This is a genomic window from Gryllotalpicola koreensis (assembly GCF_039538185.1).
GTDB classification, from domain to species: Bacteria; Actinomycetota; Actinomycetes; order Actinomycetales; family Microbacteriaceae; genus Gryllotalpicola; species Gryllotalpicola koreensis.
Window position 1 is genome coordinate 36,051 of record NZ_BAABBW010000004.1, and the last position, 17,420, is coordinate 53,470.

General features: G+C 66.6%; 28 protein-coding genes and 3 tRNA genes. 28 read left to right on the forward strand and 3 right to left on the reverse strand.

What is annotated here, in order from left to right:
* The first annotated feature begins 100 nt into the window (after positions 1-100).
* The 9 genes from ABD708_RS11830 (at position 101) to ABD708_RS11870 (ending at position 3,653) form a co-directional block, all read left to right on the forward strand.
* Complete coding sequence (locus ABD708_RS11830; RefSeq protein ID WP_344754654.1) at positions 101-946, forward strand: hypothetical protein; 846 nt, start codon at positions 101-103, stop codon at positions 944-946.
* An 88-nt stretch (positions 947-1,034) separates the two neighbouring features.
* The gene (locus ABD708_RS11835; RefSeq protein WP_344754656.1) at positions 1,035-1,352 is read left to right on the forward strand and encodes a hypothetical protein; all 318 of its coding nucleotides are present in this window, start codon (positions 1,035-1,037) and stop codon (positions 1,350-1,352) included.
* The gene (locus tag ABD708_RS11840) at positions 1,349-1,558 is read left to right on the forward strand and encodes a hypothetical protein (protein WP_344754658.1); all 210 of its coding nucleotides are present in this window, start codon (positions 1,349-1,351) and stop codon (positions 1,556-1,558) included. The genes ABD708_RS11835 and ABD708_RS11840 overlap by 4 nt, the downstream gene beginning before the upstream one ends.
* Positions 1,555-2,301, forward strand: a complete 747-nt coding sequence (locus ABD708_RS11845; protein ID WP_344754660.1) for a DUF7341 domain-containing protein — start codon at positions 1,555-1,557, stop codon at positions 2,299-2,301. Before ABD708_RS11840 ends, ABD708_RS11845 begins: the two co-directional genes overlap by 4 nt.
* Positions 2,298-2,600 (forward strand): hypothetical protein, encoded by a 303-nt coding sequence (locus tag ABD708_RS11850; RefSeq protein WP_344754662.1) that lies wholly within the window; start codon positions 2,298-2,300, stop codon positions 2,598-2,600. The genes ABD708_RS11845 and ABD708_RS11850 overlap by 4 nt, the downstream gene beginning before the upstream one ends.
* Complete coding sequence (locus ABD708_RS11855; protein ID WP_344754664.1) at positions 2,597-2,857, forward strand: hypothetical protein; 261 nt, start codon at positions 2,597-2,599, stop codon at positions 2,855-2,857. Before ABD708_RS11850 ends, ABD708_RS11855 begins: the two co-directional genes overlap by 4 nt.
* A gap of 381 nt (positions 2,858-3,238) precedes the next feature.
* Positions 3,239-3,314: transfer RNA gene (locus tag ABD708_RS11860), tRNA-Asp, on the forward strand.
* Positions 3,315-3,395: 81 nt separating this feature from the next.
* A tRNA-Asn gene (locus ABD708_RS11865) sits at positions 3,396-3,471 on the forward strand.
* A gap of 111 nt (positions 3,472-3,582) precedes the next feature.
* Positions 3,583-3,653, forward strand: a tRNA-Cys gene (locus ABD708_RS11870).
* 50 nt (positions 3,654-3,703) lie between these two features.
* Here the strand turns inward: ABD708_RS11870 and ABD708_RS11875 are convergent.
* The gene (locus ABD708_RS11875) at positions 3,704-4,633 is read right to left on the reverse strand and encodes an AbiJ-NTD4 domain-containing protein (protein WP_344754666.1); all 930 of its coding nucleotides are present in this window, start codon (positions 4,631-4,633) and stop codon (positions 3,704-3,706) included.
* On the opposite strand from ABD708_RS11875, the gene ABD708_RS11880 reads away from it, so the two are divergent.
* Positions 4,619-5,143: a helix-turn-helix domain-containing protein gene (locus ABD708_RS11880; RefSeq protein ID WP_344754668.1), complete on the forward strand. Its 525-nt coding sequence runs from the start codon at positions 4,619-4,621 to the stop codon at positions 5,141-5,143. The genes ABD708_RS11875 and ABD708_RS11880 overlap by 15 nt on opposite strands.
* A 27-nt stretch (positions 5,144-5,170) precedes the next feature.
* On the opposite strand, the gene ABD708_RS11885 is transcribed toward ABD708_RS11880, so the two are convergent.
* Positions 5,171-5,362 carry a hypothetical protein gene (locus ABD708_RS11885; RefSeq protein ID WP_344754670.1) on the reverse strand — a complete coding sequence of 64 codons (192 nt, stop codon included), beginning with the start codon at positions 5,360-5,362 and terminating at the stop codon, positions 5,171-5,173.
* Between the two features lie 30 nt (positions 5,363-5,392).
* On the opposite strand from ABD708_RS11885, the gene ABD708_RS11890 reads away from it, so the two are divergent.
* From ABD708_RS11890 to ABD708_RS11975, 18 genes are all read left to right on the forward strand, one after another.
* Positions 5,393-6,673 (forward strand): PBSX family phage terminase large subunit, encoded by a 1,281-nt coding sequence (locus ABD708_RS11890; RefSeq protein WP_344754674.1) that lies wholly within the window; start codon positions 5,393-5,395, stop codon positions 6,671-6,673.
* 17 nt (positions 6,674-6,690) lie between these two features.
* Entirely contained in the window at positions 6,691-8,325 is a 1,635-nt protein-coding gene (locus tag ABD708_RS11895; RefSeq protein WP_344754676.1) for a phage portal protein, read from the forward strand.
* Between the two features lie 129 nt (positions 8,326-8,454).
* Positions 8,455-8,652, forward strand: a complete 198-nt coding sequence (locus tag ABD708_RS11900; RefSeq protein WP_344754678.1) for a hypothetical protein — start codon at positions 8,455-8,457, stop codon at positions 8,650-8,652.
* Positions 8,642-8,875 (forward strand): hypothetical protein, encoded by a 234-nt coding sequence (locus tag ABD708_RS11905; RefSeq protein ID WP_344754680.1) that lies wholly within the window; start codon positions 8,642-8,644, stop codon positions 8,873-8,875. The genes ABD708_RS11900 and ABD708_RS11905 overlap by 11 nt, the downstream gene beginning before the upstream one ends.
* Before the next feature lie 50 nt (positions 8,876-8,925).
* Positions 8,926-9,138 carry a hypothetical protein gene (locus ABD708_RS11910; RefSeq protein WP_344754682.1) on the forward strand — a complete coding sequence of 71 codons (213 nt, stop codon included), beginning with the start codon at positions 8,926-8,928 and terminating at the stop codon, positions 9,136-9,138.
* Between the two features lie 171 nt (positions 9,139-9,309).
* On the forward strand, positions 9,310-9,672 hold the full coding sequence (locus ABD708_RS11915) for a hypothetical protein (protein WP_344754684.1): 363 nt from the start codon (positions 9,310-9,312) through the stop codon (positions 9,670-9,672).
* Between the two features lie 23 nt (positions 9,673-9,695).
* Positions 9,696-11,336 (forward strand): phage minor capsid protein, encoded by a 1,641-nt coding sequence (locus ABD708_RS11920; RefSeq protein ID WP_344754686.1) that lies wholly within the window; start codon positions 9,696-9,698, stop codon positions 11,334-11,336.
* A 7-nt stretch (positions 11,337-11,343) separates the two neighbouring features.
* Positions 11,344-11,643 carry a hypothetical protein gene (locus ABD708_RS11925; RefSeq protein ID WP_344754688.1) on the forward strand — a complete coding sequence of 100 codons (300 nt, stop codon included), beginning with the start codon at positions 11,344-11,346 and terminating at the stop codon, positions 11,641-11,643.
* Positions 11,644-11,857: 214 nt separating this feature from the next.
* Positions 11,858-12,616 carry a hypothetical protein gene (locus ABD708_RS11930; RefSeq protein WP_344754690.1) on the forward strand — a complete coding sequence of 253 codons (759 nt, stop codon included), beginning with the start codon at positions 11,858-11,860 and terminating at the stop codon, positions 12,614-12,616.
* A 30-nt stretch (positions 12,617-12,646) separates the two neighbouring features.
* Positions 12,647-13,570 carry a major capsid protein gene (locus ABD708_RS11935; RefSeq protein WP_344754692.1) on the forward strand — a complete coding sequence of 308 codons (924 nt, stop codon included), beginning with the start codon at positions 12,647-12,649 and terminating at the stop codon, positions 13,568-13,570.
* 18 nt (positions 13,571-13,588) lie between these two features.
* Positions 13,589-13,870: a hypothetical protein gene (locus ABD708_RS11940; protein WP_344754694.1), complete on the forward strand. Its 282-nt coding sequence runs from the start codon at positions 13,589-13,591 to the stop codon at positions 13,868-13,870.
* Between the two features lie 58 nt (positions 13,871-13,928).
* The gene (locus tag ABD708_RS11945; protein WP_344754696.1) at positions 13,929-14,183 is read left to right on the forward strand and encodes a hypothetical protein; all 255 of its coding nucleotides are present in this window, start codon (positions 13,929-13,931) and stop codon (positions 14,181-14,183) included.
* Positions 14,184-14,186: 3 nt separating this feature from the next.
* Positions 14,187-14,585 (forward strand): hypothetical protein, encoded by a 399-nt coding sequence (locus ABD708_RS11950; protein ID WP_344754698.1) that lies wholly within the window; start codon positions 14,187-14,189, stop codon positions 14,583-14,585.
* Positions 14,582-14,911 (forward strand): hypothetical protein, encoded by a 330-nt coding sequence (locus tag ABD708_RS11955; RefSeq protein ID WP_344754700.1) that lies wholly within the window; start codon positions 14,582-14,584, stop codon positions 14,909-14,911. Before ABD708_RS11950 ends, ABD708_RS11955 begins: the two co-directional genes overlap by 4 nt.
* Positions 14,912-14,920: 9 nt before the next feature.
* Positions 14,921-15,268, forward strand: coding sequence for a hypothetical protein (locus tag ABD708_RS11960; protein WP_344754702.1), 348 nt, complete (start codon positions 14,921-14,923; stop codon positions 15,266-15,268).
* Positions 15,265-15,726 carry a minor capsid protein gene (locus ABD708_RS11965; RefSeq protein WP_344754704.1) on the forward strand — a complete coding sequence of 154 codons (462 nt, stop codon included), beginning with the start codon at positions 15,265-15,267 and terminating at the stop codon, positions 15,724-15,726. The genes ABD708_RS11960 and ABD708_RS11965 overlap by 4 nt, the downstream gene beginning before the upstream one ends.
* Before the next feature lie 87 nt (positions 15,727-15,813).
* Positions 15,814-16,338, forward strand: coding sequence for a phage tail tube protein (locus ABD708_RS11970; RefSeq protein WP_344754706.1), 525 nt, complete (start codon positions 15,814-15,816; stop codon positions 16,336-16,338).
* A gap of 29 nt (positions 16,339-16,367) precedes the next feature.
* Positions 16,368-16,892 carry a hypothetical protein gene (locus tag ABD708_RS11975; protein ID WP_344754708.1) on the forward strand — a complete coding sequence of 175 codons (525 nt, stop codon included), beginning with the start codon at positions 16,368-16,370 and terminating at the stop codon, positions 16,890-16,892.
* A 200-nt stretch (positions 16,893-17,092) separates the two neighbouring features.
* On the opposite strand, the gene ABD708_RS11980 is transcribed toward ABD708_RS11975, so the two are convergent.
* Positions 17,093-17,416 (reverse strand): hypothetical protein, encoded by a 324-nt coding sequence (locus ABD708_RS11980; RefSeq protein WP_344754710.1) that lies wholly within the window; start codon positions 17,414-17,416, stop codon positions 17,093-17,095.
* Between the last annotated feature and the right edge of the window lie 4 nt (positions 17,417-17,420).

Sequence of the window (17,420 nt, forward strand, 5' to 3'; positions counted from 1 at the left end):
CAGGCGCTTTCCGCGCCTACCGGAACCCCCACCGCGAAAGGTTTGCACACCACCCACGATCGCCGGCGCTGGCGTCCGCTCACATAGATAGGCTCGCGCCATGGCTGCGCAACGATTTCGACCGTTTGGCGTCACGGACGAGGAGTACACCGATCTGCTGGTGCTTCAGGATGGGACCCCGCCGCCACTGCGCGATGCACTGATGGCTGCCCTGTATGAAGCGGTCACTTATGTCGTGGGCCCATATCGGTTCTTGAACCTGGACATGGCGCGCGAGATTAGGGCACTCGCGGGAATCGAACTGGGGGACACCCCGACGGGACACATCTCCGGAGAAGACGTCCTCCGACGCATGCGCCAGCTCACGCCGATGCTGATGCTGCGGTTCGCAGATGTGGTTGCCTACCTCTATTCAGGGACAGCCACCCCCGTCGAACTCAGGCGGATCTTTGAGATCAACAATTCGAAATACACAGTCGCCCCTGACGCAGAGGGCCACGAGCGGTTGGTTGAGCGCCTTCCAGAAGGAGAGCTTCATGCTCTCCTCGCCACCTTTGCAGACGCGGGCCCCGGACTGTTGCTCCACAGGGCGTTCACCGCGGCATACGGGATCAGCCCCAACCCCGGCGAGGCATACAAGATGTCCGTCAAAGCCGTCGAGACTGCTCTTCATCAGACAATCGAGCCCAAGAACACAGGCGCGACTCTCGGCACCATGCTCGCGGTTATGCGCAATGCCAAGATGCCATGGACGCTCCCTCTCGATGAGCGCGCTGACCACGCGGGCCGCAACGCCGAGACCCTGATTGGATTCATCCAGGCGCTTTGGGATGGCCAGGAAGATCGCCACCGAAACGGCGAGGTTGATCTTCGTGAGGCGCGAGCGGCCTTCCACGGCGCGGCCGCGATCGTCGCGTGGGCGAACGAAGGTCTCATCGCGAAGTAGCGCAGCGCGTTGTGGCGCGCGCGTCCTCGGCATTCAGGGTGTATCTTTTCCCGCCGCGCGAGCGCGCGGCGGAAAGCGAGAAGCACCGATGGCCTCCAAGCGCCCCATCGACGCGACCAAGCTCAAGCGCGAGAACGTCGTCCTCTACCGGATACGAACCCGTGTGCGCGACTGGTCCGGTCGGACGTTCCTCAACGGATTCACCGACACGTCCCTCGCCGAGCTCGACAAAATCACCGACGAGCACGTCGACCTGACCGAAACGGAGCGGGTCCTCGACCAGCATGCCGCAGACCGCATCCGTCAGCTCGCGTACCGGCTGCACATCTTCGACGACGAGAAGGACGCCGAGATCAAACGGCAGCTCGACGTGTGGGCGCACAAACTCGAGAAGGGCGAACTGTGAGCTACGAACGCATCAGCTACGAACGGTGGACCGAGAGCGCAGATGCCACACCCGAGAGCATGGTTGCTGCTCTGCGCCGCCTGCCCAACGACGTAACTATCACGAACATCGAGACTAGGCATGTCGACGTGTCGACTTACGCGCACAACAGGGTCACGACCGAGCCGGCGATCATCAAGATCACTGCCGAGCGGAGGGCATCGTGAGAACCGTCACCGCGTCGTTCGCCGACCTGGTGGACCAGCTCACCCAAGACCACCTGGTCATCGTCCACACGGACCAGGGCATCAAGACGACCACCGAGGGCCCGCTCCTCCACCAGCTGCGCGAAGCAATCTTCGGCGGCATGGAATCCGGCGGCGGGTCCGCCGCGTTCGGATCGCGGCCTCCCATCGACACCGCGGCCGTCGACCTGCTCGAGCGCATCACCGACGAAGCCGCACAGGTGCTTGCCCAGGTCAGCAAACGGCCCACCCCGTACGGGCACGCCGAGGACTACGTCACCCAGTGGGCCGTCCGCGCCCGCGAAGACGTGCTCTACGAGATCCAGACCCGCGAACCCGTCGAGAAACCAAAGCCCGGCCAGCCGACGTTCTTCTACGCCCGCCACGAATACAGCGCCCTCACCCTCGTCGAGCGATGGGCCAACGCCGTGCGCTCCTACCTGAACCCCACCGCCCGCGAGGTCCCGATCAAGGCGCCCTGCCCCGCGTGTGGCGTCGAGTACCTCGACAAGCACGACGCCGGCGAGCTCATCCAGTCCCGCGCCCTCGTGTTCATGCGTGACAAGCAGACCGAGACGACGACCGGTGCCCGCTGCAATGCTTGCGGCGCGACGTGGGACTCATCCCAGTTCCGCATGCTTGGCGAAGCGATCGCCGCGGGTGAACGGAAAGCCCGCGAGGCAGCAATGGCGTCCGCCGTAGTCGAACAGGATTCAGCGCGATGAGGGTTGAGCTGCTCGTCACGGCACTAGAGGACGAGAAGGCCGCACACCGCATCGCGGCCGACGCCGCCGATCGTTTCCGCGACGTGATCTCCGAAGTCCTTGGCTTACACGAGAACCCAGGTGATGACGAACTCGTGAGGCAGATTCGCGACCTGCACGGCAGGACGGGCCCAGAGCCGACGCGGTGGCGCGACTTCATCACCGGCGCGAAGGCGGCGGTGGAGCGAGAGGGATTCCGGTGGCGCTCGGACGCTGCCCTGGAAGGCGCTGAATTCGATGACGAGGAGCCAGCACAGTGAAGGTGCGCAACATCGCCCTCGGCGAGAACGAGATACCTGCGACCGTCACCGTGGAGATGACGATTGACGAGGCGGCATGGATCACGCGCCGCGCGGGCAGCAATGTCGCACCCGACCGTGTGGTGAGTGACGAGATCTGGGACGCGCTCACCGGCTCGCTCTTCAATCGATTCTGGGACGACGGCCTGGACGGGGTCACCGAACGACACGCCGAGACGGATGTCGTTGCGGACCCGCCGAATCTCGCACATACTTGAGGGGCTAGGCGAAGCTGTCGAAAAAATCGGCGCTTCGCCTTCTCTGTCTCCCGGCCCGGGCTTGAACACCCCAGGTCGGTCGAGAGCGGCACCCGAATGCCGCACGAGTCGGGCACAGCCAGAGCGAGCTGTCACTGACCGTCACGCGTCGCACGGAAGACCCCGCGAAGCCGACGCACGCCGAGCTCATACGCCGGCACAACAGAACACGTAGCCCGCGCCAGACAAGGGCCGCATAACTGGCACTACTCCCCCACAGGGGCAACCAGGGCGCCCGGCCCAGCTGACCGCGAACCCGGGCAGACTTCCCGCCCGATCAGCGGGCGCTCGTAGCGGCGAGCGAACAGCGGCCGGCCCGCGATAATCTCCGGCCGCTCTTGTGTCTCCGTAGCTCAGATGGAAGAGCATCGCGCTGTCGACGCGAAGGTCGCCGGGTCAGGACCGGTCAGAGACGCCAAGGCGAGTGCCACGTAACAGGCAAGCGGCATCGGGGCCAACGACGGCACTCCCGGGACGAGACCACAGCCGGCCCCACCGATCCCCCATAGCTCAACAGGCAGAGCGCACGGCCGTTAACCGTGAGGTTCCAGGTTCGACCCCTGGTGGAGGAGCCAGGACGCGTTCGACATGCCGCCGTAATCGACGGTTGGGGTCGCCCGGTCGGAGTGATGCCCGATGCGCGGCCCGCGGAACACATCACCGCAAAGGCGCGCCCACCAAACCACGGCGCTGTGACCGAACGGCCAGGTAGCGGCCTGCAACGCCGCGCAAGCCGGTTCAACTCCGGCCAGCGCCTCAATAGCTCAGACGGAGCCGCGGCGCTCCGCCATGGTGGACTTCGTTGGCTTAGGTCCGGTCGGAAGCGCTCACCTTACGCAGCAGGTTGATGAACGCAGAGCAGGAGACAAGGAAGTACACGGCGAGCGCTTCATCAACTTCGTCATCCCGGATGAGCGCATGACGGATGCCGCCGGCATCGCTCGTGTATCCGTAGAGCTTCGTCCACGCGCCTCTGAGAGCAGGGTGGATTGCGTAGCCCTTCGCTTCCAGCTGCTTCAGACCGTCCGCCAAATCGTTCTTGCCAGTCAGGAGCCGGACCTCCGACTCGACCGCACCGACGGCTTCAGATATGACCTTCGCGTAAATCGGCTCCCGCTTGTCGGCCAGCAGCGCTAGTGCTCGGTCCAAGTGCGTCCGCGAAGTCGTTCCGCTCGTCGCCTCAAGTGCTCCGGCGATCTGTTCAATCTCCTCCTTGTCGGTGACGGACACGAGTTCTGTCCCGACGAAGCGGAAACCGACCAGGTAGCGCACGAATGCCAGGTTGAACAAGTCAAGAGCCTGTGTGCGAATGGTGCGCGTCTTCGGATGGTCAAGCTGATTCACGAAACTCTCGACGACCTCGAGTACAGCAAGCCAGTCACCCGAGACCACGTCGTCCTTCATGCGAGCCACAGCCTTCGAGCTGTGCCCCAGCTCGTCAAGGCGCTCTTCGTAATGGACCATCCAAATGGCCTGGAGGATGCTCTCATCGATCTGCCAATCGATGTGCTCCCGAATGTGTTCCCGAACCATCTCAATGACGTTCCAGATCCGATTTCGCGTCGGACCGTCAAGCGAGTCCGTCTGAAGGACAGACCTCGGCTCACGCAACCCGAGCCGCTCTCCAAGACGCGCCATGCCTACCTCCCACCGAACACTAGCCAACGGTGAAGGGGCCTGCTGACACCCGGCCTGGGGCCGTGAAGCGAACGAGGTGATCCAATGGCCGCGGCTCATACGTTTGGCGATGAGAAACGCGCACGTCTGCGTGAGCTTCACGCTGCGGGGATGCCGCTTCGTCAGATCGCGGCTGAGCTGAATGCGTCGACGGAGACGGTTTCGCGGCATGCGCGGAACATGGGGCTGAGCTTCGATCGGTCTCAGACGGAGGAGGCGACCCGAGCTCGTGTTGCTGATCTCGCTGCCGGTCGGGCGGCTTTGGCTGAGCGGATGCTCGAGGAAGCGCACCTGATCCTCGACGACATGCATGGCGAGTATCGGGTGTTCAACTTCGGCGGCAAGGACAACACGTTCGCTGAGGAGACGCTCGACGAGCCGCCGGTTGAGGCGAAGCGGTCGATGATGACCACGGCTGCGATCGCGTTCGACAAGGTGACGCGTGTGGTTGAGCGTGATGGTGACGGCGGTGCGGCTGAGGGCGTGTCGATGATCGTGAAGCTGATGGCTCAGATCGGTGTTGACGACTCGGCGTCGGAGGACGACGAGCCTGTGGATAACCCGGCCTGATAATCACCAACTATGTAAAGTCGGCGTTCAGTCGCGCTCGGCGAGCACCTTCCGGATGGCGTCACGGCGAGTCTCGATCGTCTCCTGCTGGGCCGCATAGATGCCGCGCGGATCGGACTTCCGCTCAAGGCGGTCCCACTGCTGTTTGAGTTGCTCGTCTTCGGCGCGGAGTTCCTCGACGGTCATCGCGGCGATGTCGCCGTGATTGGTTGCTGCCACGTCTCGAGCCTAGACGACGAGGGGGCGAGCTTGTCTGTCGCACTCTCCCCCAAGCAGCTGTCATCAGTGCGGGACTCGAAGTGCTCGGTGAACGTCTGGGACGGCGCGATCCGCTCCGGCAAGACCATCGGCTCGCTGCTGCGCTGGCTCGGCTTCGTCGCCGTAGCCCCATCGGGCGGCGTGCTCGTCGTCGTGGCCCGCACCCGCGACTCGGCGTACCGCAACGTGTTCATGCCGCTCATGGACGCGGGTCTCTTCGGGCCGCTCGCCAAGCAGGTCAGTTACACATCCGGCGCCCCGACCGCGCGGATCCTCGGCAAGACCGTGTTCGTGCTCGGCGCGTCCGACGCGAAGGCCGAGAAGGTCGTCCGTGGCCTCACCGTCGCCGGCGCATACGTCGACGAGATCACGGTCATCCCCGAAGAGTTCTTCACCCAGCTCCTGGGCCGCATGTCCGTGACCGGCGCGAAGCTGTTCGGCACCACGAACCCCGACTCCCCGGCTCACTGGTTCAAGGTGAAGTTCCTCGACCGCTACCGCGAGCTCGGCTGGTCCTACTTCCACTTCACGATGGACGACAACCCGACGCTGAAGCGGTCGTGGATTGAGCAGAAGAACCGCGAGTTCACGGGCCTGTGGAATCGCCGCTTCATTAAGGGCGAATGGGTCGCCGCCGAGGGTGCCATCTACGACATGTGGGACCCCGACCGACACGTCGTGCCCTGGGAGACGCTCCCGCAAATGCAGGCGCTGCTCGCCATCGGCCTCGACTTCGGAACCAACCACGCGACGTCCGGCATCATCCTCGGCCTCTCACGAGAAGGAACATCGCTCAAGCCCCGATCGCGCCTGTATCTCGTCGACGAATTCCGCCGCGACCGGATCACCGACAATGTCACCCTCGCGCCGTCGCAGATGGCCGCGGAGTTCAAAGCGTGGCTGCCCGCCCAGCACCTCCCGTACGAGACCGCGCTGCGCCCTGAGACGATCTACGCCGACCCGGCCGCCAAGCACTTCCGCCAGGAGCTCAACGTCAATGGCATCGGCAACCAGCGCGCTGTGAATGACGTCGCATACGGCATCGGCATGGTCGCCTCGCTGCTCGCCGAGGGGCACCTCGCGGTGTCGGACCGGTGCCAGGGCTTCATCAAGGAAGCAGCCGGCTACTCGTGGGACCCGAAGGCCACCGCCGCGGGCAAGGACGAGCCGATCAAGGTCGCCGACGACTCCCTCGACGCCGGCCGCTACGCGATCGCCTCCACCGAGTTCCAGTGGCGCGACGAGATCACCTGGTACGACCTGGCCGCCTGACCGAAAGGACACAACGCATGCCGCTGCCTGTCCCGAATACCAGTTGGCCTCCGACCGATTTCCGTCCCGTCTTCGACCGGTTCCGTGAGCATGACGCCTGGTACCGCGGCGACATCGACACGCTGCAGGCGATCTACGCGACCGGCGCCCCGTCAGCGACCCACGCCCACAACGGTGAAGCGCGCACAGGCGGTATCTACGGCACGGTCCTCAACGGGATCTCGAACCTGTTCTGGGGCAAGCGGGTCACACCGGGAACGCGGCGCACCGCGCTGCATGTTCCCCTTGCCGCCGACGTCGCCACGATGAAGTCGGACATGCTGTGGGCCGAGCCTCCCGAGTTCACTTCGGCGACCGCCGACCCGGATGGCCTGCCGTCGCGGGCCGAGCAGATCGTGCAGGACCGCCTGGACCTGATCATGAACTCGGACGAGGCGCGCATGATGTTCGCCGAGTCCGGCGAGCTGACCTCCGCGCTCGGCGGCACGTACTTCTCCGTCGCATGGAACACAGCCACGAATGACCACGTGTACCCTCGGGCGCACGACGCGGACACGGCGATCCCCGAATGGTCCGCAGGCCGCCTCGCCGCGGTCACGTTCTGGTCTTCGCACGCCGACGGTGAGGACTTCTACCGGCACTTCGAACGGCACGAACCGGGCCGCATCCTCCACGGGCTGTACAAGGGCACAGGCGACAACGTCGGCTTCCCCGTCCCCGCGGACACGCTGCCGGAGCTTGCGTGGCTCGTCACGGCGGACCGCGGCAAGGAGATCGACCCAGAGACGCACACGGTCACCCTGTACACGGGTATCACCCGCCTCACCGCGGCGTACGAGCCGAACGTGAAGAAGGACCGCGACTTCCGCAAGCTCGGCACGCTCGCGCACCTCGGCCGCTCCGACTATGCGGGCGTCGAGTCGGAGCTGAACGCCGTCGACGAGGCCTGGTCGTCGTACATGCGCGATCTGAAGATCGGCCGCGGCCGCATCTTCATCCCGCAGAACTTCCTCAAGACCACGGGGCCCGGCCGCGGCGCGTCCTGGGATGAGGAGCAAGAGGTCTTCGCGCAGATCGACTCGATCAAGAACGTCGACGACAAGGCGCAGATCACCGCCCAGCAGTTCGAGATCCGCACGGCGGCGCACGAGCAGATGATCCTCAGCCTGTCGAAGATCGTTCTCCGCAACGCGGGCCTCGGCGCCCGCGACTACGAGGAGCGCGCCGGGAACCTCACGGCGACCGGCGAGCTGATGCGCGACAAGCGCGAAGAGACGACCTTCGACAAGCAGAAGCGGTACGCGACATCCGCGCTGACCTACATCGCGAGCGTGGCCCTCGAGCTCGACGCGATCGTGTTCCCCGGACGCGGCGGCATCGCCGGCGCGCAGGTCGCCGCATCGTGGCCGCAGGAGCTGCAGGTCGACGCGGAGAAGGAATCGCGGATCATCGCCCAGCTCAGTGCCGCCCGCGCTATCTCAACATGGACGGCGGTCAAGCGCGCGAACCCCGACTGGAACGACGACCTCGTGAAGAAGGAAGTCGACCGGATCAACGCCGAGCATCAGCCGCTACAGCTCACCGACCCGTCGACGTTCACCGGCGCCGACGACAACGAAGACCAGAGCGACGCCGAGAACGACGCCGCCTGACCGGTCCTCCCGTGGCGCGTCAACGGTCTGACTCGCCGAAGCGCCCCCACTATCCCTGCTTTCGCTCGGTCTTGCACCGAGGGGTAGGGGCGGCTGCGCGCCACGGGGACACAACATCGAGGAGCGAGCATGACAGTCGCGAGCGGCCCGGTCAGCGTCGGAACCGTCGAGGTCATCTGCCCGGTGTGCGAGCAGATCGTGCCGGTACCCGTCACTGCCGACATCGTGGGCCAGTTTGATCAGGAGCTGCGGCTCGAGTGCACGCCGGACATGGCCGACCTCTGGGCACACATGTGGGCGCACGAGGAGGCACCGAGTGAGTGCTGAGACGAAGGCGGCGCTGGACCAGGCAATCGCCGTTCATGTCGCCGACGAGCTGAACGGTGCGATGGTCAACGGCTACGCGTTGATCGCGGCCGGCGCGAACACCGAGGACTTCGACAACGAACGAGTGCAGTACCTCAGCGAGTTCGCTGACCGGCAGCCGCACTACGTCGGCCTCGGTCTCGTGCGGGCGCTGCAGCTTCAACTGGAATCCGGGGACGACTGATGTTCGCGCGGCTCGGTCGCCTCTGGCGCCGTGCTCGTCGTCAACGGTGGATGTCTGTCGCGGTCGAGAACCTCGCAACCGGAGCACGCGGCGTCGATGTCCTACCGATTGACGACCTGATCCGGCACGAGTTCGGTGAGGGCTGCCCGTGCGGCCCCAAGGTCGAGCTGCACCACGACCAAGACGGCGCCGACGTGTGGATTCACGTGCACGCCTCACTCGACGGACGCGAGGTGCGCGAACACGCCAAGGCGCACGCATGATGCCGGACACCGACCGCGACCTGATGCTGCACGAGCAGTACGAGGCCGAGTGGGATGCCGAGCACAACGTGCGGGTGATCGACGCCCGCGACATCGACGGCCACTAGCCAAACTTCAACTTCCGGCGCGATGCCGTGAAGCCGCCTGCGGGCGGTTACAGGAAGGGGCGAGATGCCCAGAGAGCAGATCAACTACATCGACCTCGACCGGAACGACCCGGTGCTGTCCGGCGACCTGCTGACACCAGTCGAAGCGTCCAGCGATGAGCCGCCAGCGCAAGGCATCGTCGGCGCAGAGTCAGCGCTGTTCGTGTCGTGGTTCGCCGGTGGCACCACTGACCAGTACCCGACCGGCCACGTTCAGGTCGGACTCGAAGTCGACATCAGCTACGCGCAGTTCGCAGTGGAGAACCCGAAGGGGCAGCGCGAGGGTCGCACGCTCATGTTCACGCCGGTCCTGACGCGAGACGAGCTCAACAAGCTCATCCGCACGCTGCGCCGCGCGCGAGACAAGGTGTACGGCGCCGACGAGTAGCTACGCGGGCGTGGGGGTGATCCATGGTCCAGTACGTTCCGGATCCGGATCTCACCCACGCCCAGCTCGTTGAGGATCTCGGCCGTGACATCGCGGACCTCTACTCGGACATCGAATTCCGGCTGCTGACCGAGTTGCGCCGCCGTGTGGCGCGCGGCCTAGAGGTGTTCCCGTCCATGACGGAGCGATTGAACACCATCCGGCAGCTCGAAGCGTTCTCCCGCGAAGCGCTGCAAGGCGTGGACGCACAGCAGCTCGCCGACCGCATCATCGACATCGCCACCGCACAGGGCACACAGGCCGCCGCGGCGATGCTCGGCGCCGCAGACCATCTGCCCCGCGCGAGTGGCTTCGGCCTGGCGCCGGCGTCCGTGAACGCGGCGATCGCTCTGCGCCTGGATCTCACGAACAAGCTTGAGGCGCTGAACCAGCGCATCCTCCGCTTCGACTCGGATGCATACCAGCGCATGGTCTCCCTCATCTCGCCTGACGTGCTGACCGGCACGTCGACGCTGCAGGTCACCCAACGCGCGATCGTGCAGCGGTTTCTCAACGAGGGAATCACCGGCTTCGTCGACAAGGCGGACCGCAACTGGCGCATCGGCTCCTACGCCGAAATGGCGACCCGCACGGCGACGCAGCGTGCCTGGCAGGATGCGGCCGTCGCGCAGATGCAGGCCTCCGGTGTTTCCCTCGTGTCGATCATCGCCTCACTGTCCGCGTGCTCACGGTGCCGACCCTGGGCCGGCCTGGTCCTGTCCTCAGATGGCACGCTCGGAGACGTCACTGTCCCGGATGCCCGCACAGGCGCACCGACCGTGATCCACATCGATGGGACGCTGCAGCAGGCACGTGACGGTGGCTGGGGCCACCCGAACGACAAGTGCTCCGTCGTCGGCTACCTTCCCGGCGTCACACAACTGCAAGACCCGTCGACGCTCGACCCGGCGATGGAGAAGGCACAAGACCGGCTCCGTGCCCTCGAGCGGCAGGTGCGGCAGTCGAAGCGCGACGCGGCGACGGCACTCGACCCGCGTGCACGTGCCGAGGCTCTCGCCGATGTGAAGGCCACACAGGCGCAGATCCGCAAGCACGTCGCGACCACCGGCGTCTCCCGGCGCTCGTACCGTGAACAGCTCGGCTTCGCAGACGGCGGCACGGAGAACCCGCGCGGCCGTGGAACGCCCAAGCCGTCGCCGAGTCAGGCGCGCAGCGTCCCCGACTCGTTCGCAGCGGGCATGTCGAAGCCGTCTACCTACGCGCGGCCCGACGTCACGAGTCTCCGCGCGGCTGGCGCCGTCGTGGAGGACGGGTCGACGTTCAGCAAGGCAGAGCGTGCGATCTCTACCTGGCTGTCGGGTGCCGGTCACCCAGTATGGGCTGTCCGCCGAAGCGACACGGAGAAGCGCCCCGACGCGATCCTCGCTCGCAGCGGGCAGACGCTCGAGATGAAGACCTCGGAGTCGGGGAACACGAAGACGATCCTCACGCAGATCCGCACGGCGCGACGCCAAGCGGGCCGCATCGTGATTGACGTGCGCGGCGCGAAGACGCCCGTCAGCGAGAAGTCAGCCAGAGACATCGCAGCCCAGGCGATGCAGCGCTACACCGACATCGACGGGCTGCTGATCATCGGTGACGGATTCGCAGTCGGTCTACCATAGGAGCGCCATGTACGAGGATGCGACAGTGCGGATCCGGCTCAAGCAGCGGTCCAACGACCCCCGAGCCGACCTTCGCCGCACCCTCAATCTGGCGACCTTGCCGAGCGACGACCTGTCCCTGCTTCCGGGTATCGTCCCGGCCACGGTGACGATCACGATCGAGGCCGACGACCAGTTTGGCGACGGCCGCAACTTCGCAATCGACCTGTGGGATCCGCAGGACCGCGCCGAGGTGTACGCCCAGCGGCTCGCCGACGACCTGAAGCGCGCCGACCCGCAGACCATCCCCGAAGTGCTCACCGCCTAGCGGCCCACTCACCCCAGCCCCGTAGCTCACCAGCCCCGGGGCTTTTTTCATGCCCGGATTCGGGCTCGCACACCCCCTGACCTCGCCTCCTTTCGCTGTGGGGGTGCCGGGCGAGGTCAGGGCTCAACCCACCACCCCCACACGCTCGCTGGCGCCTGGTGCGCCTCCGAGCTCGTCCCCGATGCCCGCCAGGTGCGGGAGAAGGAGCAACACCATGCACCGCAACGCATTCGGCCAGCTCGTGAACCGCAACCTGCGTACCCTGGCCCCCGAAGACGGCGACCTCGGCGGCGGCTCAGACCCCGTCGACGTCGCACCCGCGGCTACTGACGCCCAGGCCGACGCGACGCCCGACACCGACCAGGTGCCCGCCGACGACGACTGGAAATCGGACCCCGCCCGCGTCGACGCCGCACTCAAGCGGCTCCGCGACGAGAACGCCAAGCTCCGCACCGGCAACAAGGACGCCGCGCAGAAGGCCATCGATGACGCGGTCGCGAAGGCCCGCGCAGACGCCGCAGCCGAGCAGGCGCAGACCATCGGAAAGGCGCTCGGACTCATCAAGGACGACGAGCCCGCCGACCCCAGCAAGCTCATCGAGCAGCTCACCCAGGAGCGCGACTCGATCAAGACCGAACGCGACGCGCTCGCCAAGCAGCGAGCCGCACGCACGGAAGAGGATGCGATCCGCGCCGCCGCGAAGACGCACGGAGCCGACCTCGACCTGGTGACGCCCTACCTCAAGGGCACCGGTGCGCTCACCGCGCTCGACCAGAACGCCGACGACTACGCGGAGCAGGTCTCCGCACTGGTCAAGGCGACAGTCGACAAGAACCCGAAGCTGCGTGAAGTCCTGGTGGCCTCGCAGTCCACAGGGGATGCACCGACGACCGGCGACCAGACCCCGGAGCCGGAAGACGACATCGAGGCCCAGCGCAAGCGCTACCGCAAGGAACGCGGCTACACGTTCTAGGCCTCCCAAGCACGAAGAAAGGCCACCATCATGGCAAACACGTTCCTCACGCCGCAGGTCATCGCACAGGCGGCTCTGGCGACGCTCTACGAGACGACCGTCGCCGCCCAGCTCGTCCACCGCGACTACTCTCCCGAGTTCGTCGCGAAGGTGGGCGACACCGTCAACGTCCGCAAGCCGGCCGTGTTCGAGGCGCAGGAGTTCGCCGACGGCGGCTCCATCGACCTGCAGGACGCGACCGAGGGCAACGTCCCCGTGGTCCTCAACCACCACGCCGACGTCAGCTTCTCGGTCACGACCAAGGACCTGTCGCTGAAGATCGAGGACTTCGCCGCCCAGCTCCTGGACCCGGCGATGGAGGCGATCTCGCAGAAGATCGACCGCGACGTCCTGTCGTTCCGCAACGACATCACCGCCGAGGTCGGCTCGGGCACTGGCGACTACACGTCGCTGTACACCGCCGCCGACTCCCTCGTCGACGCGGGCACCGTCCTCGACATCGCCAACGTCCCGGTCACCGAGCGCCGCGTCATCGTCGGCCCGAAGACCAAGGGCGCGTGGCTCAAGGACCCGCTCCTGCAGCGCGCAGACCAGTCCGGCTCGACCGCGGCCCTCCGCCAGGCGAACTTCGGCGGCTTCCTGTTCGGCTTCGACCCGTACATGAGCCAGAACATCGGCCAGCCCGCCGCGAACCCCGCCGCCGGCCAGCCGACGACCGAGGTGAACGTGGGATTCCACCGCACCGCGGTCGCCCTCGTCACCCGCCAGCTCGAGCTGCCCCTCGGCGCGCAGAACGCCGCCATCGAGGGCTACAAGGGCTTCGGCATCCGCGTGGTCTACGACTACGACATCAAGAGCAAGAAGGACATCGTGTCCCTCGACGTGCTGTACGGCGTCAAGACCCTCGACCCGGCCCGCGCGGTGCTCATCAAGGGCGCCGACAAGGCCGCGTAGTCCAAGGAGGACCACAGCATGGCGTTCAAGTACCGCAACGTGAACAGCGGCCAGGAGATCGAGTCCGAGGGACTCCTCGAACACCTCGAGAATCTGGCCCGCTGGGTGCGCGAGGAGATCGAAGAGATCACCGCCCCCGCACCGTCCGCGCCGCAGGGCCCACAGGAGCCGGTCATCCCGGCCGAGCCTGTGGTGCCCGAGCCGGACACCGCCCCCGCACCGTCCGCGCCGGACGAGAGCGCCAAGTCCACCGAGACGACGGCGACTGACGACAAGGCCGGCCAGGCCAAGAGCAAGTAGCCGCCGCGCGGGCGCCCCGAGCAATTCCGGGGCGCCCGCAAGCGGGGAAGGACACATCGTGAGCAAGACCATCACGCTCCGCGACAAGCGCAGCGCGCTCATCGCCGGGACGCAGTTCACCGATGGCAAGGCCACGGTCGCCTCGATCGGGCCGAACCTTGCCGCCTACTTCGAGGCCATCGGCGCGACGATCGCAGACGACAAGCCGGCAGAGAAGGTGCCTCCCGTCGAGAAGCCTGCGGCAACCGAGGCTCCCGCGCAGGAGCCCGTCCAGCCGACCGGGCTGGCGCCCGCCGAGCAGCCGAAGGAGTGACCGATGGCTGCCCGCCAGTACGCGACCCCGGATGACTTCGACGCGTCGGACTACAGCGAGGACGACGGCGGGCAGCCGATCACGGTCACCCAGAAGGCACTGAACCGCGCCGCGGAGACCGTCGACTCGATCGCCCGCTTCGCCGTGTACCGCACGGACGCCAACGGGATGCCCGTCGACGCCGAGGTGCTCAAGACGCTGACCGCGATGACGTGCGCGCAGGCCGCGTTCAACCAGATGACTGGAGACGAGTCCGGCGCGGGCGCGGCCGCGGGCGCGATCACGCTCGGCCCGCTCAGCCTCGGCGGCGTCACGGCGCGAGACCAGGCCGGCGGCGCGGGGTTCGCACCCAAGGCTGTCGAGCTCGCCCAGCGCCTCCGATTCGAGGTGGCGAACTGGTGAGGCAGATACCTTCGGCGCTGCTCCCGCATCGCAACACCTCGTACCGGCTCCCGGCAGGCGCGACGCCGACCGGCGTCGTCTATGCCGACCCGGTGTACCCGAAGCGGGCGCAGGTCGTGCAGAAGAACAAGCTCGTCACCAACTCGCAGGGTCAGCAGGTCCTCGCGTCCGGGTGGGTGTACCTCGACGAGGTGCACGTGATCCGCGAGAACACGCTGGTCACAATCCACCGCGGCACAGCATGGCAGCAGGAGCGCCGCGTCGTCGCAGTCGAGCACTACGCGCATCCCGCCGTGCAGGGCCTGGTCGTCGCCTACCTCGAATAGGAGGGCACCATGTCCGACTTCCGCTTTGAAGCGTTCGGGCGCATGGCCCAGGAAGCCGCCGTGCGCGGCCTCAACATGGCCGCGACCGAGCTGCGCACGCGCTCCATCGACAAAGCACCGATGGATGTTGGCACGCTGCGCGGATCCGCACAGGTCACCCCGGCGACACCGGACGACCTCGAGGCGGGCGTCTCGTACGACACCCCGTACGCGGTGCGCCTGCACGAGCACCCCGAGTACCACTTCCAGACGGACCAAAACCCGAACGCCCAGGGCAAGTACCTCGAGGAGCCACTCGTCGAGGGCGCTCAGGACTACGTCGACATCATCGCCCGGCAGATGCGGGGCATCAGTTGACGCTCGCGAACCCGGACACGTACACGTCAACGCTGCTCGACGGGCTCGCGCGCATGCTCGCCGCCGCGGGCGTTGGCCGCTACGAGGGCCGGGACACGGTCTTCCAGCCCGACGACGTCGCGATCCTCTTCACAGGCGCGGCGTCCGAGCTGTTTCCGACGAAGCAGGTCATTCTCCGCGTCTACAACGACCTGCCGGGCGATCTCGCCGCGAACCAGGTTCAGGTGCAGGTCCTCTCCCGCGTGTCCAGCGACCCGCTCGCCGCCGACGACGTAACCGATCTGATCCGCGGGGCGCTGCACAACAAGCGCGACCTGGTGTTCGGTGCCGACGCCGACAGCTTCGGCGTGCACATCGGATGGGTCCGCCTCACTTCGCACGCGGACCTCGGCCCGGACGGCAACGGCCTGTTCGAGCACACCCAGAACTTCCTACTGACCGGCAACCGCTACCAGTAACCGAACCCCACAGAGCCGCCCCGGCGGCGCGACCCAACCACCAGCCCTCGGCGCACGCCGGGGGCTTCTTCATTGAAGGGAAACCTCATGACGCAGCCCGCCGACATCGCGCCCACTCAGGGCGACATGGCGTTCGCGTACGAAACGATCTGGGACATCGCCCCGCTGCCCGAGGGTGGCCTCTCCGCCATCACCGAGGCGTCGTGGCAGAACGTCCCCGACATCACGGGACTGAACCCCAGCGCCCCGCCCACCACGCAGGACAACACCACCTACGCGAACAAAGGCAACCCGTCGACGGTGAAGATTGGCGAGACGTTCACCCTCGCCGTCAACGTGTCCCCCGTCCGCGACACCGCAGGCGAGTTCCAGCCCGAGCTCATCACCCTCATCGAGGCGGCCGAGTCGAAGGGCATCGAGAACGTCATCGCGTACCGGTACTACGACTACAAGTCCGCCGCGTTCGCGTTCCGGGGCACCGCCCGCGTCGAATACACGCTCGCGAACACCGGCGCCACCGACCAGAAGGTCTTCGCCTTCACGCTCACCGGCACCGGCGACCGCGAGAAGATCTCCAACCCGGCCCTCGCAGCGGCCGGCGGCGGCGCGTAAGCACCACGGAAGGGACAGGCACCCCCACCATGACTTCCAACATCACCGCGACCGAGAAGGGCCGCAACCTCGAGCTCACCGTCGGCGATCCCGGCGACCCGGAGTCCATCGTCCTCACGATCAAGCCGCTCTCGTCCGATGTCGGCGCGCGGCTCCTCGGGTTGTGGGCAGGCATCGCGCTCGCGACCACTGACACGGCCGTCGAGGACGCGAACGATCTCGCACGCACCGTCATCGGCGCCGAGTGGGAGAAGTTCGAGTCGCTCCGCGCCGCCGAGCAGACCGACGTCATCAACGCCGCGTTCTTCTGGAATGTGCAGGGCGGCGGCATCGACCTTGTGAACGAGATGCTCCGGGACGGCCTCCCAAAAGCACAGACCGCGCTCGCATCCGCGAACGGCTACGCGCAGGAGTTCTCACTGCTGACGACATTGCTCAATGGGGCGTCGGCGAACGGGACCCTCGCACCGGCCGGTACCGGCGGTACAACTTCCCAGCCTGGTACCGACGCGAGCTCCAGCACCCCGACAGTGCCGCCGACAAGCGCGAACTGAGCTTCGACACGGTTCTGCGTCATATCGCGCACCACTGGGACGACCAGGTCGCCCCGGACCTGCTGCAGACGTTCGGCATCGACACCGAACGGTCTTGGGACCGCCCCTGGTGGTGGATGCGCTCGATGATCCTCGCGCTACTGGACGCCGAAGGAACCCGACTCTCCCGGGCGCTGACGGATCCGACCGGCTAATCCGGGCTATGCGTGCACGGCGGTCGGCTGATCGGGCATAGTGCCGACCGACCGTGCCGCGCGGCGGTATCTGAGAACCGCCCACACCACGAGCGCAGCGCCAACGAGCGCAAGGACTCCAGCGACTCCGAAGTACGCGTAGTCCCACGCGACATCGTGCGCCGTATACGTGGCCGACCCACCCATCTTCCGCACCAGCGCTGCCGTGCCCCGATCGATGCCTATCTTGTGCGCGGTCAGCCCGAAGAGGAACCCGGCGCCGATCAGCGTCGAGACGCCGCCGATCAGTGCGATAACCGCTGACTCGTTGCGCGCCCCAGGAGTGCTCATGGGC